Below are 19,596 nucleotides of genomic sequence, written 5' to 3'. Positions count from 1 at the left end.
CGCCGTGGCAGGTCTGTTGAAGAACGTGGCGTCGCGGCTCGGCCGGATCACCCGGGCTGTGCCCGCCCCGCCCCGCCCGGGCGCGCCGATCCCGGCTCAGGTCGCGCGCCGCCGGCAGGTCAACGCGCTGCAGCGCCGCGAGTTGTCGTACGCGCCGGAGCCGGACGGCCAGGCCGACCCGGGCGAGATCGTCTGGACGTGGGTGCCCTACGAGGACGACCCCCGCCAGGGCAAGGACCGCCCGGTGCTGGTGGTCGGACGGCACAGCCGCACCCTGTTCGGGCTGATGCTGTCCAGCCAGAGCGACCGGGACGGCCAGCGGCACTGGCTGGCGCTCGGCCCGGGGGAGTGGGACCGGGACAACCGGCCCTCCTGGGTGCGCCTGGACCGGGTGCTCACCATGCGCGAGGACAGCATCCGCCGCGAGGGCGCGGTGCTGGACCGGCCACGGTTCGACCGGGTCGGGCAGGCGCTGCGCGCCGGCTACGGCTGGCGCTGACCGCGCGCCCGGGACCCACGCCAGCCAGGTAGCCGCGCCGGCCGGGCACGCGGACCGACCGGCCACGCTGATTGGCTGAGCACACGGACCGGCCGGGCACGTGGCGCCCTGGGCCGGGCCGGTCAGTACTCCGCGACGAGCTGCCGGGTCGGGCGGGCCGCGCCGAGCGTCTTCGCCTCGTACATGGCGGCGTCGGCGCGGCACAGCGCGTCGGTGAGCTGCGTCGGGCAGTGCACCGGCGCGAGCCCGACCGAGGCGGTGACCTGGATGCTGCGCGCGCCCAGCGGGATGGGCGCGGCGAGCGCCTCGCAGAGCCGCCGCGTGGCGTGCTCGATCCACCGGCGGTCGGCTGTGGGGCTGGCCAGCAGGCCAGCGAACTCGTCGCCGCCGAGGCGGGCCACCAGGTTGTTACCGGCGAACGCGGCGAGCCGCTGCGCGACGCTGATCAGCACCTGGTCGCCGGCGGCGTGCCCGTAGCGGTCGTTCACCTGCTTGAAGTTGTCCAGGTCGAGCACGACCGCTACCAGTGGCTGGCCGGCCGGGTCGGTGAGCAGGGTGGCTGCGAGCCGGAAGAACGCGCGGCGGTTGGGCAGGCCGGTGAGCGGGTCGTGGCTGGCCGCGTGCCGTTCGGCGGCCAGTTCGGCCTGGAGCAGCTCGATCTCGGCCTCGGCGCGTACGGCGCGGCGGCGCAACTGCCAGGCCGAGATGAGGGCCCCCGCGGCGGATATGCCGGAGGCGACGGTCATCGGATCCGGCACGCGCGTCCTCCTCACCGCAGTCCCCTAGCCGCGCGCGGCGGCATCCGGAGGCCGGGTTCGGGTCACCGAATGTGAGCGACCCGGCACACCGTACGTTTCGGCTATCATGCTCTCCGTCCATTGCAGATGCAATAGCAGATGCACGTGCATCTCACTCCTCAGTCGACAGACGTCGCCACCCACCGCTCCTCCCCGCGGCCTCGGCTGGCTCATCCCGAAGGACGCCCATGCAACAACCGCCGAACGGTGTGCCCGTGCCCGAGCTGCCCCCGATGCGCTGGTCGAAGAGTCGTCGCAGCAACCCCAGCGGCAACTGCGTCGAGTTGGCCGAGCTGCCCGGTGGCAACGGAATCGCGGTCCGAAACTCCCGGCACCCGGAGGGCCCGGCGCTGATCTACACAGTGGACGAAATCGCCGCCTTCGTGCTCGGCGCGCGCGACGGCGACTTCGACCACCTGATCCCGCCGTCCCGCACACGGGACTGATTAACCGCTCCGGAGGAGTTCACCTCACTGTCGGTTCATGGCATGCTTACTCGTCGGCCGGGGGGCGCCCGGCCGGGGCAGTCGGGATGCGAGGGCGGTCAGGTGGCGACGGTGCCCGTCGAGGGTGGTCCGACAAGCGGGCCCACCGTGCTGCGCATGTTGCTCGGTGGGCAGCTGCGGCGACTCCGTGAGAGGGCCGGGGTCAGCCGGGAGACCGCCGGCTGGGAGATCCGCTCCTCCGAGTCGAAGATCAGCCGGATGGAGCTGGGCCGCGTCGGCTTCAAGGAGCGCGACGTGGCCGACCTGCTCACGCTCTACGGCGTGACCGACGCCGGCGAACGTGAGTCGCTGCTCAAGCTCGCCCGGGACGCGAACAGCCCCGGCTGGTGGCACCGCTACGGTGACGTGCTCCCCGCGTGGTTCCAGGCGTACCTGGGGCTGGAGGCCGCCGCCGCGCTGATCCGCACGTACGAGGTGCAGTTCGTGCCCGGGCTGTTGCAGACCGCCGCGTACGCCCGGCAGGTGATCCTGCTCGGGCACCGCGGCGCGTCGGCGGCGGAGCTGGACCGGCGGGTGGAGCTGCGGATGCAGCGCAAGGAGCTGCTGCGCCGCAGCAACCCGCCGCAGTTGTGGGCGGTGCTCGACGAGGCGGCGCTGCGCCGCCCGATCGGCGGGGCCGCGGTGATGCGCGAGCAGCTGGACGCGCTGATCGAGGCGACCGCCGCGCCGCACGTACGGCTGCAGATCGTCCCGTTCTCCGCCGGCGGGCACGCCGCGGCCAGCGGGGCCTTCAGCATCCTGCGCTTCGGCGACGCGGACCTGCCGGACATCGTCTACATCGAGCAGCTGACCAGCGCGATCTACCTGGACAAGCGCGACGACCTCGAGTTCTACGCCGAGGCGATGGAACGGCTGTGCGTGGAGGCCGCGCCGCCGGAGCGCACCCGTGAGCTGCTGGCCCGCCTCCGTGACGAGCTGTACCCGGCCTGACCGGACCGGCGCCGGGCAGTACCATGATCCGCACCGGAGACAGTGGACGGTGGGACCCGAGTCGTGGAGGTGGCCTTGACCAGCGACGCAGCAGGGACGGCGCCCGTTTCCGGGCCGCCCGGCGACCGGATCGACACGACAGTGGCGCACCCCGCCCGCCGGTACAACTACTGGCTCGGTGGCAAGGACAACTTCCAGGCCGACCGGGACTCCGGCGACGCGATGGCCGCCCGGTTCCCGACCATCCGGATCAGCGCGCTGGAGAACCGGCGGTTCCTGCGCCGCGCGGTGCGTCACCTGGCGGGTGAGGCGGGCATCCGGCAGTTCCTGGACATCGGCACCGGCATACCCACCGCCGACAACACCCACGAGGTGGCGCAGGCGATCGACCCGCGCGCCCGGGTGGTGTACGTCGACAACGACCCGATCGTGCTGGCCCACGCCCGCGCGTTGCTGACCAGTTCGGCCGACGGCGTCACCGCCTACCTCGACGCGGACCTGCGCGACCCGGAGCGGATCCTGGCCCACCCGGACCTGCGCCGCACGCTCGACCTGTCCCAGCCGGTGGCGTTGATGCTGCTGGCGGTGCTGCACTTCGTGCCCGACGGCGAAGACCCGTACGCGCTGGTCGACACGCTTCTCGACGCGCTGCCCGCCGGCAGTTACCTGGCCGCCTCGCACGCCACCCACGACTACCTTCCGGCGGAGGTGGCCGCCGAGGCGAAGGCGGCGGCCCGGGGCGGTGGCCCGCACGGCGTGATCAACCTGCGCAGCCGGGAGGAGGTCGTACGCTTCTTCGACGGCCTCGAACTGGTCGAGCCGGGCATCTGCTCGGTGGCCGAGTGGCGCGCCGACGGCGAGCCGGAGCCGCGGCCGTCCGTGGTCGACGTCAGCATGTACGGCGGGGTCGCCCGCAAGCCCTGACTCGGGCGGAAGAACGCCGGAACACGGACGAAACGGGGGCGCGGGTTGGTGCGGCCGGTGCCGCGCATGGCAGCCTGGTGAATTATGTCGCCGTTCACGCCCGCCCTGCGCCTGCACGACCGCTACGTCCTGCGGGAGCGCATCGGCCTCGGCGGGATGTCCGAGGTGTGGCGCGCCGACGACGAGGTGCTGCACCGGCCCGTCGCGGTCAAGGTCCTCGCCGGGCAGCTCGCCGCCGACCCGCAACTGCGCGCGGTCATCCAGCGCGAGGCCCGCGCGGCGGCGCGGCTGACCCACCCGCACGTGACCCAGGTGTACGACTACGCCGAGGCGACGCTTGCGGGCGGCGTCGTGGTCCCGTACCTGGTGATGGAGCTGGTGGAGGGGCAGACGCTCGCCGACCGGCTGGCCGGCGGGCCACTGGCCTGGCCGGACGCGGTCCGCACGGCCGGGCAGGTCGCCGGGGCGCTGGCCGCGGCGCACCGCATCGGCGTGGTGCACCGCGACATCAAACCGGCGAACGTGATGCTCACCGAGACCGGCGCGAAGGTGCTCGACTTCGGCATCGCCGCGCCCGCCGGCCCGCACCCGGTCACCGGGCACACCGGCGTGCTGCTGATGGGCACCCCCGCCTACTTCGCCCCGGAACGCCTCGACCCGGGCCCGGCGCATCCGGCCGGTGACGTGTACGCGCTCGGCGTGCTGCTGTACCGCAGCCTCACCGGCCGGGCCCCGCTGCCGGTGCGCAGCTGGGACGACGTGCTGGAGGTGCGGCGCAACCGGCCGCCGGTGCCGCCGCCGCGCGTGCCGGGCCTGCCGCCGGAGATCGCCGACCTGGTGCTGGCCTGCCTGGACATGGACCCGGCGCGGCGGCCGAGCGCGGCCCGGCTCGCCGAGCGGCTCGGCGCGGGCCGCCCGGTGGATCCGCCGACCGCGATCCTGCCCACCGTGGCGCCGGTGACGCATTCGCCCACCCTGGTCGAGCGGGTTCCGGCCGCCACGGCCCGCCCGGTCGCGCCGGGGCGTCCCGGCGCGCCGCCGCGTCCGGCGGTCTCCTCGAACCGGCTGTTCGGGCTGCTGGTCGCCGGCGCCGTGGTGCTGCTGCTCGCGGTGGTCGGCTCGCTGGTGTGGGGTGACGGCTCCGGCGCCCCGCCGGCCGCCGCGCCCACGACTGGCCCCACGACCGGCGCCGCCGAGCCGCCTGCGCCCGAGCCGAGCAGCGCGGCGCCGCCGTCGACGGCGGCCGAACCGGTGACGCTGCGGCAGCTCGGCGACCGGTTCGACGAGTTGCTCGACCGGGCCGAGTCGATCGGGCTGATCGAGCGCAAGGTCGCCGACGACCTGCGCAAGAAGGTCGCCGAGCTGGACCGGGGCAAGCCGAAGGACCGGGAGAAGCGGGTCGAGGACCTGCGCGAGAAGATCGAGGACGCCGCCGAGGACGACAAGATCGATCCGGTCACCGCCGCCGGGCTGCGCAAGCTGCTCGACGGCTACGAGCGGCTGCGCGGCGGCGCCGAGGGCTGAGGGTCACCGCAGCGTGGCGGTGACCACCTCGCCGGTGTCCGTACCGGCCCGGGCCACCGGCTCACCCGCCGGTGACCAGATCCCCGAACCACCCGCGGCGCGCGCGTACCCGCCTCCGGTCGAGCCGGCGAAACTCGCCGTCGCCACCCACACGCCGTGCGCGGCGGCGACCCGGCGGGCGCGTTCGTCGGGCACCGCCGCGTCGTCCGCCGACTCCAGCACCCCGGCCAGGTAGGCGTCCGCGCCGAGCGCCACCGTCGCCGCCGCGTGCTCCGGCGTGCCGGTGTCCTTGCAGACCGCCAGGCCCAGCCGCCAGCCGTCCACATCGAGCACCGCCGGCTCCCGGCCCGGCCGCATGTGCTGCGGCTCCGCGCCGCCCAGGCACATCTTCCGGTACGCCACCCGCACGCCCTCGGCGTCGATCGCGAGCACGCCGATGTGCGGTCCCGGCACCGGCGCGCCGGCCAGCGCCAGCGTCCCGGTCTCGGCGCACGCCGCGCGCAGCGGCGCGAGCCGGGGATCGTCCGGGTCCAGCGGCGCGGCGTCCAGTTCGTACCCGGTCAGTGACATCTCCGGGAAGAGCACCACGCGGGCCGCGGCGGCGCGCACGGCGTCGGCGTGCCGTGCCGCGTTGCCCGCGACGTCGCCGGAGCGGGTGAGCGGCTGGGCGACGGCGATCCGCAACGGCGTACGCATGGCGTACACGATAATGGTTTCCATGACGCGTGGTCGTCCGCAGCTTCGCCCCGTAACGTTGGTCGGATGATCGGAAACGCACAGCTGCTCGCCGGCCCCCGGGTGAGCGCCGCGCGGGCGGCAGAGCCGTCCGGTGACGGAGTGACCGGCTGGGTCACCGGCCTGATGGAACGGCTCGGCGGTCCCGGCGCCGGCCTCGCGGTGGCGCTGGAGAACCTGTTCCCGCCCATTCCCAGCGAGGTGATCCTGCCGCTGGCCGGCTTCACCGCGAGCCAGGGCAAGATGAGCCTGGTCGGTGCGATCGTCTGGACCACGATCGGGTCGATCGTGGGCGCGCTGGCGCTCTACTACATCGGCGCGGCCCTCGGGCGGGACCGGATGCGCGCCCTGGCCGAGCGGCTGCCGCTGATCAAGCTGGAGGACGTGGACCGCACCGAGGCGTGGTTCCTACGCCACGGCGTCAAGGCGGTGTTCTTCGGCCGGATGATTCCGATCTTCCGCAGTCTCATCTCCATCCCGGCCGGGGTGGAACGGATGCCGGTGCCGGTGTTCCTGCTCTACACCGCGCTGGGCAGCCTGATCTGGAACACCACGTTCGTGCTCGCCGGGTACTTCCTCGGCGAGCAGTGGCACGTGGTCGAGGCGTACGCGGGCACGTTCCAGAAGATCGTGATCGTGGCCGTGATCGCCGGGTTCTGCTGGTTCGTGGTCAGCCGGGTCCGCCGCTCGCGCCGGAGCGCCCTCGCGGCGGAGGCGGCGCCGACGCCGGAATCGGCGCCGGAGTCGGCCCGGCAGGGCACCGTCTACCGCGGCGGCTGGTACGGCCGCGAGGAGGACTGAGCCGGGCAGGGCGGATAGAGCGGGCGGGTGCCGGCCCCGGCGGCCCGGGCGGCCTGGTCGCTGAACCGGCAGCCGAAGTCCGGCGCCGCCACCGCGCGCCGGTCGGTGACCGCGTCGCCGGCCGGGCGCTTGCCGGTGCGGACCCAGCGGGTCAGGTCGTCCCAGGCGGCGCCGGCCTCGGCCGGGCTGAACTCGCAGTGCTGCGCGGTACGCACGGCCCGCTGCACCAGCAGCCGGGACCGGCCGTGCCGGGCCACGTCCCGGGCGTACGCCTGCTCCATGCCGAACGGCACGAACAGGTCACCGAGGCCGTGCAGGCTCAGCACCGGCGCGGTGGGCCGCCCGGCGATCCGGGGCACCTCGGTCAGACTCGGCGAGAGCCGCTGGCGCAGGTTCTCCGGCGCGACCCGCTGCACCGTCGCGTTCAGGTCGACCGGCTGGTTCGGCGCGTACCTGGTGAACAGGTTCGTGGCGAGCTGGCCGGGCCGCCGGGCGGGGGAGCCGTCCGCCTCGCTGACCGCGATGCCGAACAGGAAGTCCTTCCAGACCGCGAACGCGGCGTCGGCGCCCGGCCGCGGCCCACCGGAGCGCTCCACGGTGACCGCGCGCAGTTGCTTGCCCAGGTCGTTGGTGGTGTCCGGGCCGCCCGGGGCCAGCCCGGCCAGGCCGAGCGTGACCTGGATCCGGGGCACCGCCGAGGCCAGGTAGTCGGGCGGCGTCGGGTACGCGCGCACCCCCGCGAGGGCCTGCGCGACCAGGTTGTAGTCCAGGAAGAAGTCGAACAGCTCCTGGTCGCCGAGCACCCCGCACATCGGCAGCGCCCCGGCGTAGAAGCCCGGGTACTGTTCCAGCGAACGGCCGATGACGTGACCGCCCATCGACACCCCGGCGATCAGCACCCGGTGCGGGCGCCGGACGGTACGGCTGAACAGGTCGGCCAGGGCGCGGGTGCTGCGCACGCCGGAGCGCACGTCGTAGCCGTTGCGGTCGTACGACGACGACGCCCACGCGTACCCCTGGGTCACCAGGCGCTGCCGCAGGTCGAAGCCGGGCGGCTCCGGCGACAGCTCGGTGCCCTGGCCGCGGTAGCCGTGCGCCCACATGACGAGGTCGCCGTTCCAGCGCCTGGGGATCTCGATGACGTACCCGGCGTTGGCGTGCACGCCCTGCCGCACGGTGGTGGCGGCGCCGCCGACGACAAGTGGCGGCAGCGGCGGGTTGACGATGGTGTAGCCGGGCAGCGGGCCGCTGCCGTCGTCGCGGCCGGTGGCGGCGGCGGGGGCCGCGCCGGTGAGGCCGAGCGTCAACGTGAGGGCCACGCCGACGGCGAGCAGCCGGCGGCGCACGGGTGAGGGCTGCATCGCTGCTCCCCGGGGGACGGTGCCACCCCGGGACGGGGGTGACGACGCGGGACGGATGCCTACCGGCCGGTAGCGCCCTGAACCTAGGCCGGGCGTCGAGAGCTGTCAATCACTGACCGACCGCTCGGTCAGCGCCCGTCCCGCGTGCCGCTCACACCACGCCGTGCGCCAGCATCGCCTCGGCCACCCGCCGGAACCCCTGGATGTTCGCCCCGGCCACGTAGTCGCCCGGCAGGCCGAACTCCTCGGCGGTCGCCCAGCACCTGTCGTGCACGTCCCGCATGATCTCGCGCAGCCGCTGCTCCGACTCGCCGAACGTCCACGTGTCGCGGCTGGCGTTCTGCTGCATCTCCAGCCCGCTGACCGCCACGCCGCCGGCGTTGGCCGCCTTGCCCGGCGCGAACCGCACCCCGGCCCGGCCGAGGATCCGCACCGCCTCCGGCGTGGTGGGCATGTTCGCCCCCTCCACCACCGCGACGCAGCCGCCGGCGACCAGCGCGGCGGCCTCCGCGCCGCCGATCTCGTTCTGCGTGGCGCAGGGCAGCGCCAGGTCGCAGGGCACCTCCCAGACGTTGCGGTCCGGGACCGCAGCCGCGTTGCGCGCGTGCTCGGCGTACTCGGCCAGCCGTCCCCGGCGCTGCTCCTTCAGCTCCCGCAGCAACGCCAGGTCGATGCCCTTCTCGTCGACCACGTAGCCGCCGGAGTCGGAGCACGCCACCACCGTGCCGCCGAGCTGGTGCACCTTCTCGATCGCGTAGATGGCCACGTTGCCGGAGCCGGACACCACCACCCGCTTGCCCTCCAGGCTGTCCCCGGCCTGGCGGAGCATCTCGTCGGCGAAGAACACCGCGCCGTACCCGGTCGCCTCCCGGCGCACCTGCGCGCCCCCGTACGCCAGGCCCTTGCCGGTGAGCACGCCCGCGTCGTACCGGTTGGTGATCCGCTTGTACTGCCCGAACAGGTAGCCGATCTCCCGGCCGCCCACCCCGATGTCCCCGGCCGGCACGTCGGTCTGCGGGCCGATGTGCCGGTACAGCTCGGTCATGAAGCTCTGGCAGAACCGCATCACCTCGCGGTCGGAGCGACCCTTCGGGTCGAAGTCCGCGCCGCCCTTGCCGCCGCCGATCGCCAGGCCGGTCAGCGCGTTCTTGAAGATCTGCTCGAAGCCGAGGAACTTCACGATGCCCAGGTAGACCGACGGGTGGAAGCGCAGCCCGCCCTTGAACGGGCCGAGCGCGCTGTTGAACTCCACCCGGAAGCCGCGGTTCACCCGTACCCGGCCCTGGTCGTCCTCCCACGGCACCCGGAAGATGACCTGCCGCTCGGGCTCGCAGATCCGCTCGACCACCTCGGCGTACTCGGGATGCCGGGCCAGGGCCGGACCGATGCTCTCCAGCACCTCGCGGACCGCCTGGTGGAACTCGGGCTCTCCCGGGTTCCGGGCGACCACGCCGGCGAACACCGACTCGACGGTCTCCGGCATCACGGGCACCTCCTCTCGCCTGGGCCGCAGACCTGCTGGCCTGCGTCGCCCCAGGATACGAACGGCCTGCGCGATCAGGTTCACTGGTCGCCGTGGACGCCACCATCTGGACAACGGCGCGGGACGCGCGCGCCTGGCTGGACGCCGCGAACGGCCGCGGCGACACCGAGCTGACCTGTCGCATCCTCAAGATCGGCGAGGAGGCCGGCGAGGTCGCCGCCGCCTGGATCGGGATGCTCGGGCAGAACCCGCGCAAGGGGGTGACGCACACCCGCGAGGAGGTCGCCGCCGAACTCGCCGACGTGGCGTTCACCGCGCTCGTCGCCATCGAGAGCCTCGGCCTGGACGCCCACGCCGTGCTGACCACGTGCGCCGACAAGGTGCGCTCCCGTACCGCTGCCACGGAAAAGGAGTGAACCGACCGGGAAACGGACACGTATGACCCGTTGGGGACCGGCGAGAGGGGATGACCATGACCACATCCGAGGATGAGCCCGGCCTGACCCGACCCCGCTGGTCCGGCGCGGCCCGCCTGCTGGCCGCCGCCGCCGCGCTGGTGGTCGTGCTCGGCGGGGTGGCCGTGGCGGTGACGCTGTCCAACCCGGGCCGCCTCGGCGTGGTCTTCTCCGGCGGCGCGCCGCCGTCGCCCGCCACCGGCGCCGGAGGTGTCGGCGCGGCCGAGGCCGCCGGAGCGCAGACGCTCGCCGAGCCCCGGGGCGGCCGGCAGCGCGCCGAGTTCGAGCTGGCCGACGGTCTGACCAGGTTCACCCTGCGGGCCGCCGACCTCGGCGACGACCTCTACCGCATCGACGTGCCGGAGGACGGCGGCGTCACGCCGCGCCCGCAGATGGTCGGCGACCGGGTCCGCCTGCGGGTCGAGGAGAACGGCCGTCGCGGGCCGGCCGCCGTGGACGTCGTGCTCAACTCCCGGGTCACCTGGCGGCTGCGGCTCGTCGGCGGCGTCAGCGAGCAGCGGCTCGACCTGGGCGACGCCCGGCTCGCCGGGATCGACCTGGTCGGCGGCGCGTCGCGGACCCGGCTGCTGCTGCCCCGGCTGAACGGGTCGCTCACCGTCCGGATGACCGGCGGGGTCAGCGAGCTGACCGTCACCGTGCCCGGCGGGCCGCCGGTGCGGGTGCGCGTCGCCGCCGGGGCCGGCTCGCTGACCGTCTACGACGAGCGGCACGGCGGGATCGCCGCCGGTGACCTGGTCAGCTCACCGGGCTGGGACCGGGCGACCGAACGGCTCTACCTCGATCTGGCGGCGGGCGCGAACGCGGTGAGCGTCACGGCGGACTGAGCGTACAGTCGGGGCGGTGGACCGCACCGAATCCCTGCCCGCGCAGACGCTCCCGCCCGGCGAGGGCCCGACCGACCCGGGCAGCGTGCTGCTTCCCGGGCACGACGTCCCCCTCGGCCGCTACACCACGGTGCGCCGGCTGCTGCCCCAGCGGCAGCGCCGGATGGTCGGCGCGTGGTGCTTCGTCGACCACTTCGGGCCCGACGACGTCGCCGACCGGCCCGGCATGGAGGTGCCGCCGCACCCGCACACCGGCCTGCAGACCGTCACCTGGCTGCTCGACGGGGAGATCCTGCACCGCGACAGCCTCGGCAACGTCCAGCCCATCCGCCCCGGCCAGCTCAACGTGATGACCTCCGGGCGCGGCATCGCCCACTCCGAGCGCTCCCCGCTGGTGCACCCGCCGCTCATGCACGGCGTACAACTCTGGGTGGCGCTGCCCGACCCGGCGCGCGCCGGCGACCCGGACTTCGCCCACCACGCCGACCTGCCCCGCTTTCGCGACGGCGACCTCGACGTCACGGTGCTCGTCGGTGAGTTCGGCGGGCAACGCTCGCCCGCCGTCGTGCACACCCCGCTCGTCGGCGCGCAGCTCGAGGCCCGCGGCGCGGCGCCGGCCACGCTGCCGCTGCGCCCCGACTTCGAGTACGCGCTGCTGGCCATGTCCGGCGCCGCCGACTGCGACGGCGTGGCGCTGGCCCCCGGCGCGCTGCTGTACCTGGGCCTCGGGCGAAGCGCGCTGACCCTGAGCGCCGAACCGGGCACCCGGCTGCTGCTGCTCGGCGGCACCCCGTTCGACGAGCCGCTGGTGATGTGGTGGAACTTCGTCGGCCGCTCGCACGAGGAGGTGGTGGCCGCCCGGGAGGACTGGATGGCCGGCCGCCGCTTCGGCGTCGTCGCCGACGACGCGGCGCCGCCGCTGCCCGCGCCCGCGCTGCCCACCACCCGGCTCAAGGCTCGCGACCGCAGCGGCGGCGTACGCGGCTGACGGTCGTACCCGAATGCCGGGCCGTCGCCTGGGTAGTCGGCGGCATGCCGACACACACCGCCACGCGCAGCGTCGAGGAGAAGAAGCGGCTGGCCCGCCGGCTCGCCGGGGACGGCCGCGGCTTCGCCGAGTGCTTCGGGTTCCGGGTGACGAACAACCCGGCCCAGTTGTTCCAGGTCCTCTACCTGTCCGTCCTGCTGGCCCGCCGGGGCGACTTCCACCGCGCGGTCGACGCGGCCACGGCGCTGCGGGACGCCGGGTGGGACACGGCGGCGCGGATGGCCCGCTCGCGCCACGAGGACCGGGTACGCGTGCTGCGCGCCGCCGGGCTGCGCGGCGACCTGGCCGGGCTCGCCGACACGCTCGGCGACCTGGCCCGCACGGTCGTCGACACGTACCGGGGCGACCTGCGCCGGCTGCGCACCGCCGCGCGTCAGGACCCGGCGGGGGAGCGGCGGCTGCTGACCGCACTGCCCGGAGTGGACGACGAGGTGTGCGACCTGTTCCTGCGCGAGGCGCAGGCGTTGTGGCGCGAGGCGGCGCCGGTGGCCGACCGTCGAGCGCTCGCGGCGGCCCGCCGGCTCGGCCTGGGCCGTACCGCCGGTGACCTCGCCGGGCTGGCCGGCAGTGGTGAGTCGGAACGACTGTCGTGGCTGGTCGGAGCGCTGGCGCGAGTGGACCTGGAACGCCGGTACGCCGAGGTGACCGCCTGAGCGCGTACGTGCGCCCGGACACAGTTCCGCGATTCTCACCCGTTCGGCTGATGTTGCGTCGTATGATGATCGTGGCAGCGATGCCCGCCCGGTTCGGGCGAACATCTCACCGCCTCGCGGTCGCGACCCGGTTCGGGCGTGAACCGCGGGGGACAGGTGCTGCGTGGCGCCCCAGGTCGCGGTTCGTGACCCGGGGCGCTCGCCTGTCCGGGCTGCGCGACCGGCCACAGAGGAGCCCAGCTTTTCCGCACGCGCAGAGGCCGGCGGCCGTGTCGCCCGCCGGCTCTCCCGCCGTGCTCAGATGCCGCGCAGGTGCTGCGACACGCGCGGGTGGTTGTCCCGGGCCTGCGCCGCGCGCTGCGAGCGGCTCACCTCCGGGGCCGCGTCGATGCCGGCCGAGCGGGCCACCTCGGTGCCGTTGGCGTAGTCCACCGGGGGCAGCGCGCGCAACGCCCGCAACACGTCCGGCGGCGCGCCCTCCCGCTCCGCCTCGCGGATGACGTCGTCCTTCCCGGCCGGGTAGTCCAGCGCGGACAGGTACTCCAGGACATCCGAGTAACTCGCCATCAGTCGGGCTCCTCGCGGCAGTAGTTGGGGTCACGACCGGGCGGCGGTTACCCGCCGCGCCGCCGCTCACGCCCGCCGCCACCGGAAAACCTGCCGCCCCGTCGCAACCGTTTCCGCCGCGCCGGGGCGGGTAGCCGCGCTGGGCGCACCGAAGGGGGTACCACCGATGCACTACCTGACGTTCGTGGGCCGGGTCGCCCGGCTCACCGGCACCAGCGAGGACCGCGCCGCCACGCTCACCGCGGCCACCCTGGAGACGTTCGCGCAGCGGCTGACCGGTGGCGAGGTGCTTGACCTGGCCGCGCAACTGCCGAAACCGCTGCAGGGGCTGCTCAGCCCGTACCCGCGGGACGAGGCGGCCGAGCGGTTCGGCGCGGCGGAGTTCGTGGCCCGGGTCGCCCGCCGGGCGGACTGCGACGAGAACACCGCCCGCGACGCCGTACGCGCGGTGTTCACCACGCTGCGCGAGGCGATCGGCGGCGGCGAGTTCCAGGACGTCGTGGTCCAGTTCCCGCGCGACTACCGCGACATGGTGGAACCGGCGCTCGCCCCGGCCGCCGCGCGCCGGCGCTGACCGCCCACGATCAGGCGATCACACCGGCCGCCCGCAGCGCGGCGATCCGGGCGGCGTCCACCCCCGCCTCGGCAAGGACCTCGTCGGTGTGCTCGCCCGGCCCCGGCGGCGGGCGCCGCACACTTGTCGGGGTGGCCGAGAAACGCGGCGCGGGCGCCGGCTGGGTGACCCCGTCCGGCGCGACGAAGGTGTCCCGGGCGCGCAGGTGCGGGTGCTCGGGCGCCTCGGCCCAGTCGAGCACCGGCGCCACGCAGGCGTCAGTGCCGGCCAGCAGCTGCGTCCACTCGTCCCGGGTGCGGGTGCGGAACAGCCGCGCCCAGGCGGCCCGCAACGCCGGCCAGTTCGCCGGGTCGTCCCGGTCCAGCGCGTCGCCGCTGTCCGGGCCGTCGTCGCCGTCCAACGGGAAACCGGTGAGCCGGACCAGTTCGGCGTAGAACTGCGGCTCCAGCGCGCCGACCGCCACGTACCGCCCGTCGGCACACTCGTACGTGTCGTAGAAGGGCGCGCCGCCGTCGAGCAGGTTCACGCCGCGCGGGTCCTGCCACAGCCCGATGCCGCGCAGCGCGTGGATCTGGGTGGCCAGCACCGAGACGCCGTCCACGATGGCGGCGTCGACCACCTGGCCGGGCGCGCCGCCGCGTACCGCGTACAGCGCCGCGACCACGCCCAGGGCCAGCATCATGCCCCCGCCACCGAAGTCGCCGAGCAGGTTCATCGGCGGCACCGGACGCTCACCGGCCCGGCCCACCCCGTGCAGCGCCCCGGTCAGCGCGAGATAGTCGATGTCGTGTCCGGCGGTGTGCGCGAGCGGGCCGTCCTGCCCCCAGCCGGTCATCCGCCCGTACACCAGGCGCGGGTTGGCGGTGAGGCAGTCGTCCGGGCCGAGGCCGAGCCGCTCGGTCACCCCGGGCCGGAAGCCCTCCACCAGCGCGTCGGCCCGGGCGGCGAGCGCCAGCACCAGGTCACGGCCCGCGGGCTGCTTCAGGTCCACCGCGATCGAGCGGCGGTTGCGGTTCAGCAGGTCGCCCGGGAACGCGCCGAACCCGCCGCCGCCGGGCCGGTCGATGCGCACCACGTCGGCGCCGAGGTCGGCCAGCATCATCGCCGCGAACGGCCCGGGGCCGATCCCGGCCAGCTCGATCACCCGTACGCCGGTCAGCGGTCCCTGGACTGTCACCTGCGTCACCATAGGGGCCGCGGTGACCAGGCGCCATGCCCTGAACCGCCGCCCAGTCTGTTGACCAGGGCAAGCATCCGTGTCCCGACTTGGCGTCCGGTCCGGCGGTGACCTAGCCTTGTCCAGGCGAGGGGAGTACTTCCCAAAAATCATTCCGGTCAGTACGGCAAGCCGCCGAGGCGAGCCCCGGGTGGTTGCCCACGGAAACGTGGGTGAAGGAGACCTCGAACATGACACGGTGTTCGAGGAGGTTCCATGCCCGAATTGTCCCCGCTGGCTGCGGCCGAACTGTCGTCGGTCGGCACGCCCACGCTGTGGGCGGTGACGATCGTCGGCGTGCTCGTGCTGCTGGTGCTCGACTTCCTGGTCACCCGCAAGCCGCACGAGGTCTCCATCCGTGAGGCCCTGGGCTGGTCGGCCTTCTACATCGCGCTGCCGCTGGCGTTCGGCGCCTGGATCTGGTCCCGCTGGGGCAGCCAGCAGGGCATCGAGTACCTCACCGGCTACCTGGTCGAGAAGTCGCTGTCGGTCGACAACCTGTTCGTCTTCATGCTGCTGCTCGCCGCGTTCGCGGTGCCCTCCGTGCTGGCCCAGCGGGTGCTGCTCTACGGCATCGCGGGCGCCCTGGTGCTGCGCGGTGTGTTCATCGCGCTCGGCGCCGCCGCGCTCAAGACGCTCGACTTCGCCTTCCTGCTCTTCGCGCTCATCCTCGTCGCCACCGCGGTGAAGCTGCTGCGCGACGCCCTCAGCGGGCACGAGCAGGAGGTCGACATCAACAAGATGCGGTCGGTGCGGCTGCTGCGCAAGGTCATGCCGGTGGTCGACGAATACCACGGCACCCGGATGACCATCCGGCAGAACGGCCGCCGGGCGCTCACCCCGTTCGCGCTCGTCGTGGTCGCGGTGCTGGCCACCGACATCGTGTTCGCCGTCGACTCGGTGCCCGCCGTCTACGGCATCACGGAGGACCCGTACCTGGTCTTCGCCACCAACGCCTTCGCGCTGCTGGGCCTGCGGGCGCTCTACTTCGTGCTGCACGCCGCGCTGAGCCGGCTCGTGCACCTCAGCTATGGCCTGGCCGTCATCCTGGCGTTCATCGGCCTCAAGCTGGGCCTGCACTGGGCGCACGGCATCTGGGAGGGCGTGCCGGAGATTCCGACGCTGGCCTCGCTCGGCGTGATCATCGGCGTCCTGGTGATCGTCACCATCACCAGCCTCCGGGCCACCCGCAACAGCGGCGACGGCCAGCGCACCGTCGTGCACGAGGTGCAGGGCGGAGGCGGCGCCTGACTCGGTGGGAACCGCTGCCCCGGCACGGCCGGCGGTGGTACGACTGACGGGTGGGAATCGTCTCGCCGGGCTTCCAGGGCCGGCCCCGTTCGTCCGCGACCGACCTGCCGCCGGGGCAGTACCTCACCGAGGACTTTCCCGTGCTCTCCGCCGGCCCGACGCCGCGGGTGCCGCTCGACACCTGGGAGTTCGTGCTGACCAGCGAGACCGGCGCGGAGTACCGCTGGTCCTGGGACGAGATGATGGGCCTGCCGCAGGACACGCCGACGGTGGACCTGCACTGCGTCACCCGCTGGTCCAAGCTCGGCACCACCTGGCAGGGCGTCTCCCTGGACACGCTGCTCGACGGCGTCGACACCACCGCCCGGTACGCGCTGGCGCACTCCTACGGCGGCTACACCACCAACCTGCCGCTGGACGACCTGCGCGGCGGGCGGGCCTGGGTGGTGCACACGTACGACGGGGGGCCGCTGCCGGCCGAACACGGCGGCCCGGCGCGGCTGCTCGTGCCGCACCTGTACCTGTGGAAATCGGCGAAGTGGGTGCACGGCATCCGGCTGCTCGTCGACGACCGGCCCGGCTTCTGGGAGACCGCCGGCTACCACGACTACGGCGACCCGTGGCGCGAGCAGCGCTACCAGGGCGACTGAGGTGACCGCGCAGGCGCAGGGCCGCCGCGTCGCGCCGCTGATGTGGCGGGTGGCCCGGCTCGTCGAGCGGCGGATCGAGACGCCCACCGCGCAGACGCTGGTGCTGGACGTGCCCGGCTGGCCCGGCCACCTGCCCGGGCAGCACGTCGACCTGCGCCTGACCGCCGAGGACGGCTACCAGGCCGCCCGGTCGTACTCGCTGGCCGGCCCGGCCGACGGCGAGCGGATCGAGGTGACGGTGCAGCGGGTGCCCGACGGGGAGGTGTCGCCATACCTGACCGACACCTACGCCGAGGGCGACCCGATCGAGGTGCGCGGACCGGTCGGCGGCTGGTTCGTCTGGCGTACCGACGAGACCGCGCCGGTGCTGCTGGTCGGCGGCGGCTCCGGCGTCGTGCCGCTGATGGCGATGATCCGCGCGCGCCGGGCCGCCGGCAGCCGCACCCCGTTCCGGCTCGTCTACTCGGTGCGCACCCCGGACGACGTGATCTACGCCGACGAGCTGCGCCGCCGCGCCCGCGACGACCAGGGCCTGGACGTCGCGTACGTCTACACCCGCGCGGCGCCCGACGGCTGGCGCGGCGAGCCGCACCGGATCGGCCTCGCCGACGTGAACAGCCACGGCTGGCCGCCGGACCTGGAGCCGCTCTGCTACGTCTGCGGCCCCACCGGATTCGTGGAGACAGTGGCCGACCTGCTGGTGGGGCTGGGCCACCCGACCCGGCGCGTGCGGACCGAACGGTTCGGCCCGACCGGCTGACGACCCGAGGAGAGCGGATGACCGACCTGTCCTACCTGGATGGCAACATGCTCGACGGGCCGTTGCGCGAGGTGTTCGCCGTCGACCTGAGCGCCACCACCGGGCGCTGCGACACCTGCGGGACGACCGGCCCGATGGCCGGGCTACACGTCTACTCGCACGCCCCGGGCCTGGTCGGGCGATGTCCCGCCTGTTCCGGAGTGATGGTGCGCCTGGTCCGCGCGCCGCAGCGGGCCTGGCTGGACCTGCGCGGCACCACGTACCTCCAGGTGCCCATGCCGGCCGAGCCGGCCTTCCGCGCCGCGCCCTGACGTCTGCGCGGGGCCGTGCCCCGCTGTCTGCGCCGCGGCTGGACCGCGCCGGCCGCGCCGGCGCAGCCGCCCGACGAGCTGCCCGACGGTCACCGGCACCACGGACAGCACGAGCTGACCGTTGCGGGGGTCGACTGTGGCCGCGACCGCGTACAGCCGGGCGCCGTGCCGCAGCAGGCGGGGCCGCCCGGCGGCGAGCCGGGGCGCGCGCACCGCGGCCCCGCCGCGCCCGTGGCCGCCGTCCACCTCGGCGCGTACCGGATGCCGCCGGCCGCCCGCGCGGCTCGCGGCCAGGAGCCGGTCGAGGGGGAACTCCGCGCGGACCGTGCGGCCGGTCGGGTCGCCGGCGTCGACCCGGGTGGCGCCCACGACCGCACCGGCCAGCAGCCGCACCGGTCCCGCCTGCGCGGCGAACCGGGGGTACGGGCTGCGCGCGGTCACCGTGAGCGTGTCCCCGTCGGCCCAGCTCACGTCGACGGCGTCCAGCCGCGCCAGCCAGCCGGCGCGTACGTCGGTGACGTCCGTCCAGCCGGCCGGGGCGCCCGGATAGCCCGCGTGCCACCGGTCCCCGGCGAACACCGTCGCCGGCACCCCCCGGCCGGTGTCCTGCTCGATGACCGCCAGCAGCTCGTCGACCCCGCCCGCAGTCACCGCGCCCAGCCGCAGCCGGGCCTCGATGCCGAGCCGGTCCCGCAGGCCGTCAGTCACGTGCCGCCGCACCAGCCGGGCGACACCGGCGTGCACCAGTTCCTGCGTGGCCCGGTCCAGGTGCCGGAAGTCGTCGCCGACCAGGTTCGCCAGCTCCAGCCCGACGTGGCGGCACAGCACCGCGTCCCGGCGCGGTCCCGCGGGGATCAGGCCGGCGACGAACGCGAACAGCCGCTCCACGCTGACCAGGCGCTGCTCGACCCGGCTGTGGTAGGTGATGTTGCGGGCGTCCAGGCGGCGCACCGCGTGGTAGTAGTCGTAGTCGCCCAGCACCGAGATCCGCCGGGCGTGGTAGCAGGCGGCGAGCGTGAACGGCTGGTCGCTGAGGACCGGCATGTCCTCCGGGAAGCGCAGCCCCAGCCGGTCGACCAGTTCGCGCCGGAACAGCTTCGTGTTCGCCAGCGACCAGGGCAGCGCCGAGTCGAACAGGCTCACGTCGACCGCGTTGCCGTCGGCGAACACGTCGGAGAAGACGTGCCGGCCGTTGACGCCCACCACCCTGCCGAGCACCACGTCCGAGCCGTACCGGTCGGCGGCGGCGACCAGGCGTTCGAGGGCCTCCGGGCCGAGCCGGTCGTCGGAACCGACGAAGAAGACGTACCGGCCGGTGGCCAGGTCCAGTCCCCGGTTGCACGGCGCGGCCGGACCACCGGAGTTGGGCTGGTGCGCCACCCGTACGGTGCCCGGGTACCGCGCGGCGTACCGGTCCAGCAGGCGGCCGCTGCCGTCGGTGGACCCGTCGTCCACCGCCACGATCTCCATCCGGTCCGGCCCGATCGTCTGCCGCAGCAGCGAGTCGAGGCACTGCCGCAGGTAGCGCAGCGTGTTGTAGACCGGTACGACGACACTCACGTCGGGGCGGTTCGTCGCCTCCTCGGCTGTCACTGCTGCTCCTTCACGGTCGCCCGGACGGTCCGGCGCGACCCAGCGTGGTGGAGCGACCCGTCCGGGTGACGACACCCGCGTGACGACGAGGTGACCGGACGGCAGCCGTTGGA

General features: G+C 74.4%; 21 protein-coding genes and 1 pseudogene. 15 read left to right on the top strand and 7 right to left on the bottom strand.

Features of this window, described 5'->3' with window-relative positions:
* Nucleotides 1-4 precede the first annotated feature (4 nt).
* Nucleotides 5-499 (top strand): type II toxin-antitoxin system PemK/MazF family toxin, encoded by a 495-nt coding sequence (locus HA073_RS12650; protein ID WP_043324613.1) that lies wholly within the window; start codon nucleotides 5-7, stop codon nucleotides 497-499.
* Nucleotides 500-621: 122 nt separating this feature from the next.
* On the opposite strand, the gene HA073_RS12645 is transcribed toward HA073_RS12650, so the two are convergent.
* The gene (locus tag HA073_RS12645) at nucleotides 622-1,257 is read right to left on the bottom strand and encodes a GGDEF domain-containing protein (protein ID WP_043324610.1); all 636 of its coding nucleotides are present in this window, start codon (nucleotides 1,255-1,257) and stop codon (nucleotides 622-624) included.
* A 227-nt stretch (nucleotides 1,258-1,484) separates the two neighbouring features.
* Between HA073_RS12645 and HA073_RS12640 the strand changes: the two genes are divergently transcribed.
* The 4 genes from HA073_RS12640 (at nucleotide 1,485) to HA073_RS12625 (ending at nucleotide 5,180) form a co-directional block, all read left to right on the top strand.
* Complete coding sequence (locus HA073_RS12640; protein ID WP_166456447.1) at nucleotides 1,485-1,742, top strand: DUF397 domain-containing protein; 258 nt, start codon at nucleotides 1,485-1,487, stop codon at nucleotides 1,740-1,742.
* A gap of 102 nt (nucleotides 1,743-1,844) precedes the next feature.
* Complete coding sequence (locus HA073_RS12635; protein ID WP_043324606.1) at nucleotides 1,845-2,732, top strand: helix-turn-helix transcriptional regulator; 888 nt, start codon at nucleotides 1,845-1,847, stop codon at nucleotides 2,730-2,732.
* A 75-nt stretch (nucleotides 2,733-2,807) separates the two neighbouring features.
* Nucleotides 2,808-3,656, top strand: a complete 849-nt coding sequence (locus tag HA073_RS12630; protein ID WP_104114560.1) for an SAM-dependent methyltransferase — start codon at nucleotides 2,808-2,810, stop codon at nucleotides 3,654-3,656.
* A gap of 84 nt (nucleotides 3,657-3,740) precedes the next feature.
* A complete protein-coding gene (locus HA073_RS12625) occupies nucleotides 3,741-5,180 on the top strand; it encodes a serine/threonine protein kinase (protein ID WP_166456446.1) in 1,440 nt (479 codons plus the stop codon).
* Nucleotides 5,181-5,183: 3 nt separating this feature from the next.
* On the opposite strand, the gene HA073_RS12620 is transcribed toward HA073_RS12625, so the two are convergent.
* On the bottom strand, nucleotides 5,184-5,876 hold the full coding sequence (locus tag HA073_RS12620) for a carbon-nitrogen hydrolase family protein (RefSeq protein WP_166456445.1): 693 nt from the start codon (nucleotides 5,874-5,876) through the stop codon (nucleotides 5,184-5,186).
* Between the two features lie 66 nt (nucleotides 5,877-5,942).
* Here HA073_RS12620 and HA073_RS12615 point away from each other — a divergent pair, with 66 nt between their 5' ends.
* On the top strand, nucleotides 5,943-6,716 hold the full coding sequence (locus HA073_RS12615; protein ID WP_166456444.1) for a DedA family protein: 774 nt from the start codon (nucleotides 5,943-5,945) through the stop codon (nucleotides 6,714-6,716).
* On the opposite strand, the gene HA073_RS12610 is transcribed toward HA073_RS12615, so the two are convergent.
* The gene (locus HA073_RS12610; RefSeq protein ID WP_166456443.1) at nucleotides 6,680-8,077 is read right to left on the bottom strand and encodes a S9 family peptidase; all 1,398 of its coding nucleotides are present in this window, start codon (nucleotides 8,075-8,077) and stop codon (nucleotides 6,680-6,682) included. The genes HA073_RS12615 and HA073_RS12610 overlap by 37 nt on opposite strands.
* 151 nt (nucleotides 8,078-8,228) lie before the next feature.
* The gene (gene gdhA, locus HA073_RS12605; RefSeq protein ID WP_043330196.1) at nucleotides 8,229-9,560 is read right to left on the bottom strand and encodes an NADP-specific glutamate dehydrogenase; all 1,332 of its coding nucleotides are present in this window, start codon (nucleotides 9,558-9,560) and stop codon (nucleotides 8,229-8,231) included.
* A 92-nt stretch (nucleotides 9,561-9,652) separates the two neighbouring features.
* Here gdhA and HA073_RS12600 point away from each other — a divergent pair, with 92 nt between their 5' ends.
* From HA073_RS12600 to HA073_RS12585, 4 genes are read left to right on the top strand one after another with little or no spacing between them, the layout of a single operon-like run.
* Nucleotides 9,653-9,976 carry a MazG-like family protein gene (locus HA073_RS12600; protein ID WP_043324595.1) on the top strand — a complete coding sequence of 108 codons (324 nt, stop codon included), beginning with the start codon at nucleotides 9,653-9,655 and terminating at the stop codon, nucleotides 9,974-9,976.
* 56 nt (nucleotides 9,977-10,032) lie between these two features.
* Complete coding sequence (locus HA073_RS12595) at nucleotides 10,033-10,860, top strand: cell wall-active antibiotics response protein (RefSeq protein ID WP_166456442.1); 828 nt, start codon at nucleotides 10,033-10,035, stop codon at nucleotides 10,858-10,860.
* Between the two features lie 16 nt (nucleotides 10,861-10,876).
* Entirely contained in the window at nucleotides 10,877-11,848 is a 972-nt protein-coding gene (locus HA073_RS12590) for a pirin family protein (RefSeq protein WP_166456441.1), read from the top strand.
* A gap of 44 nt (nucleotides 11,849-11,892) precedes the next feature.
* Nucleotides 11,893-12,561, top strand: a complete 669-nt coding sequence (locus tag HA073_RS12585) for a hypothetical protein (RefSeq protein WP_166456440.1) — start codon at nucleotides 11,893-11,895, stop codon at nucleotides 12,559-12,561.
* Nucleotides 12,562-12,858: 297 nt separating this feature from the next.
* Here HA073_RS12585 and HA073_RS12580 read toward each other — a convergent pair whose 3' ends face one another.
* Nucleotides 12,859-13,128: a DUF2795 domain-containing protein gene (locus HA073_RS12580; protein WP_030502657.1), complete on the bottom strand. Its 270-nt coding sequence runs from the start codon at nucleotides 13,126-13,128 to the stop codon at nucleotides 12,859-12,861.
* A gap of 166 nt (nucleotides 13,129-13,294) precedes the next feature.
* Between HA073_RS12580 and HA073_RS12575 the strand changes: the two genes are divergently transcribed.
* Nucleotides 13,295-13,702, top strand: coding sequence for a DUF2267 domain-containing protein (locus HA073_RS12575; RefSeq protein WP_030502658.1), 408 nt, complete (start codon nucleotides 13,295-13,297; stop codon nucleotides 13,700-13,702).
* A 10-nt stretch (nucleotides 13,703-13,712) separates the two neighbouring features.
* Here HA073_RS12575 and HA073_RS12570 read toward each other — a convergent pair whose 3' ends face one another.
* Nucleotides 13,713-14,891 (bottom strand): CaiB/BaiF CoA-transferase family protein, encoded by a 1,179-nt coding sequence (locus HA073_RS12570; protein WP_166456439.1) that lies wholly within the window; start codon nucleotides 14,889-14,891, stop codon nucleotides 13,713-13,715.
* Between the two features lie 243 nt (nucleotides 14,892-15,134).
* Between HA073_RS12570 and HA073_RS12565 the strand changes: the two genes are divergently transcribed.
* The 4 genes and pseudogenes from HA073_RS12565 to HA073_RS31120 all read left to right on the top strand — a co-directional run.
* A complete protein-coding gene (locus tag HA073_RS12565) occupies nucleotides 15,135-16,169 on the top strand; it encodes a TerC/Alx family metal homeostasis membrane protein (protein WP_064446173.1) in 1,035 nt (344 codons plus the stop codon).
* Nucleotides 16,170-16,219: 50 nt separating this feature from the next.
* Entirely contained in the window at nucleotides 16,220-16,819 is a 600-nt protein-coding gene (locus HA073_RS12560) for a sulfite oxidase-like oxidoreductase (RefSeq protein ID WP_043324587.1), read from the top strand.
* A gap of 40 nt (nucleotides 16,820-16,859) precedes the next feature.
* Nucleotides 16,860-17,579 carry a ferredoxin reductase gene (locus tag HA073_RS12555; RefSeq protein ID WP_176722796.1) on the top strand — a complete coding sequence of 240 codons (720 nt, stop codon included), beginning with the start codon at nucleotides 16,860-16,862 and terminating at the stop codon, nucleotides 17,577-17,579.
* Nucleotides 17,580-17,596: 17 nt separating this feature from the next.
* A pseudogene (locus tag HA073_RS31120) lies at nucleotides 17,597-17,797 on the top strand (DUF6510 family protein); the annotation flags it as partial.
* Here the strand turns inward: HA073_RS31120 and HA073_RS12550 are convergent.
* The gene (locus HA073_RS12550; protein WP_166456438.1) at nucleotides 17,723-19,483 is read right to left on the bottom strand and encodes a glycosyltransferase; all 1,761 of its coding nucleotides are present in this window, start codon (nucleotides 19,481-19,483) and stop codon (nucleotides 17,723-17,725) included. The pseudogene HA073_RS31120 and the gene HA073_RS12550 overlap by 75 nt on opposite strands.
* Nucleotides 19,484-19,596: the final 113 nt, after the last annotated feature.

The organism is Micromonospora sp. CMU55-4, assembly GCF_011602315.1.
Taxonomy (GTDB): domain Bacteria; phylum Actinomycetota; class Actinomycetes; order Mycobacteriales; family Micromonosporaceae; genus Micromonospora; species Micromonospora chalcea.
The sequence above is the reverse complement of the archived record's forward strand: the minus strand, read 5'-3'. Positions and strand labels throughout refer to the sequence as shown.

Excerpts from the sequence above, each read along its gene's own strand:
- HA073_RS12640 (WP_166456447.1), top strand. The coding sequence starts at position 1,485 with ATGCAACAACCGCCGAACGGTGTGCCCGTGCCCGAGCTGCCCCCGATG.
- HA073_RS12625 (WP_166456446.1), top strand. The coding sequence starts at position 3,741 with ATGTCGCCGTTCACGCCCGCCCTGCGCCTGCACGACCGCTACGTCCTG.
- HA073_RS12620 (WP_166456445.1), bottom strand. The coding sequence starts at position 5,876 with ATGCGTACGCCGTTGCGGATCGCCGTCGCCCAGCCGCTCACCCGCTCC.
- HA073_RS12615 (WP_166456444.1), top strand. The coding sequence starts at position 5,943 with ATGATCGGAAACGCACAGCTGCTCGCCGGCCCCCGGGTGAGCGCCGCG.
- HA073_RS12610 (WP_166456443.1), bottom strand. The coding sequence starts at position 8,077 with ATGCAGCCCTCACCCGTGCGCCGCCGGCTGCTCGCCGTCGGCGTGGCC.
- gdhA (WP_043330196.1), bottom strand. The coding sequence starts at position 9,560 with ATGCCGGAGACCGTCGAGTCGGTGTTCGCCGGCGTGGTCGCCCGGAAC.
- HA073_RS12595 (WP_166456442.1), top strand. The coding sequence starts at position 10,033 with ATGACCACATCCGAGGATGAGCCCGGCCTGACCCGACCCCGCTGGTCC.
- HA073_RS12585 (WP_166456440.1), top strand. The coding sequence starts at position 11,893 with ATGCCGACACACACCGCCACGCGCAGCGTCGAGGAGAAGAAGCGGCTG.
- HA073_RS12580 (WP_030502657.1), bottom strand. The coding sequence starts at position 13,128 with ATGGCGAGTTACTCGGATGTCCTGGAGTACCTGTCCGCGCTGGACTAC.
- HA073_RS12575 (WP_030502658.1), top strand. The coding sequence starts at position 13,295 with ATGCACTACCTGACGTTCGTGGGCCGGGTCGCCCGGCTCACCGGCACC.
- HA073_RS12570 (WP_166456439.1), bottom strand. The coding sequence starts at position 14,891 with ATGGTGACGCAGGTGACAGTCCAGGGACCGCTGACCGGCGTACGGGTG.
- HA073_RS12565 (WP_064446173.1), top strand. The coding sequence starts at position 15,135 with ATGCCCGAATTGTCCCCGCTGGCTGCGGCCGAACTGTCGTCGGTCGGC.
- HA073_RS12555 (WP_176722796.1), top strand. The coding sequence starts at position 16,860 with ATGTGGCGGGTGGCCCGGCTCGTCGAGCGGCGGATCGAGACGCCCACC.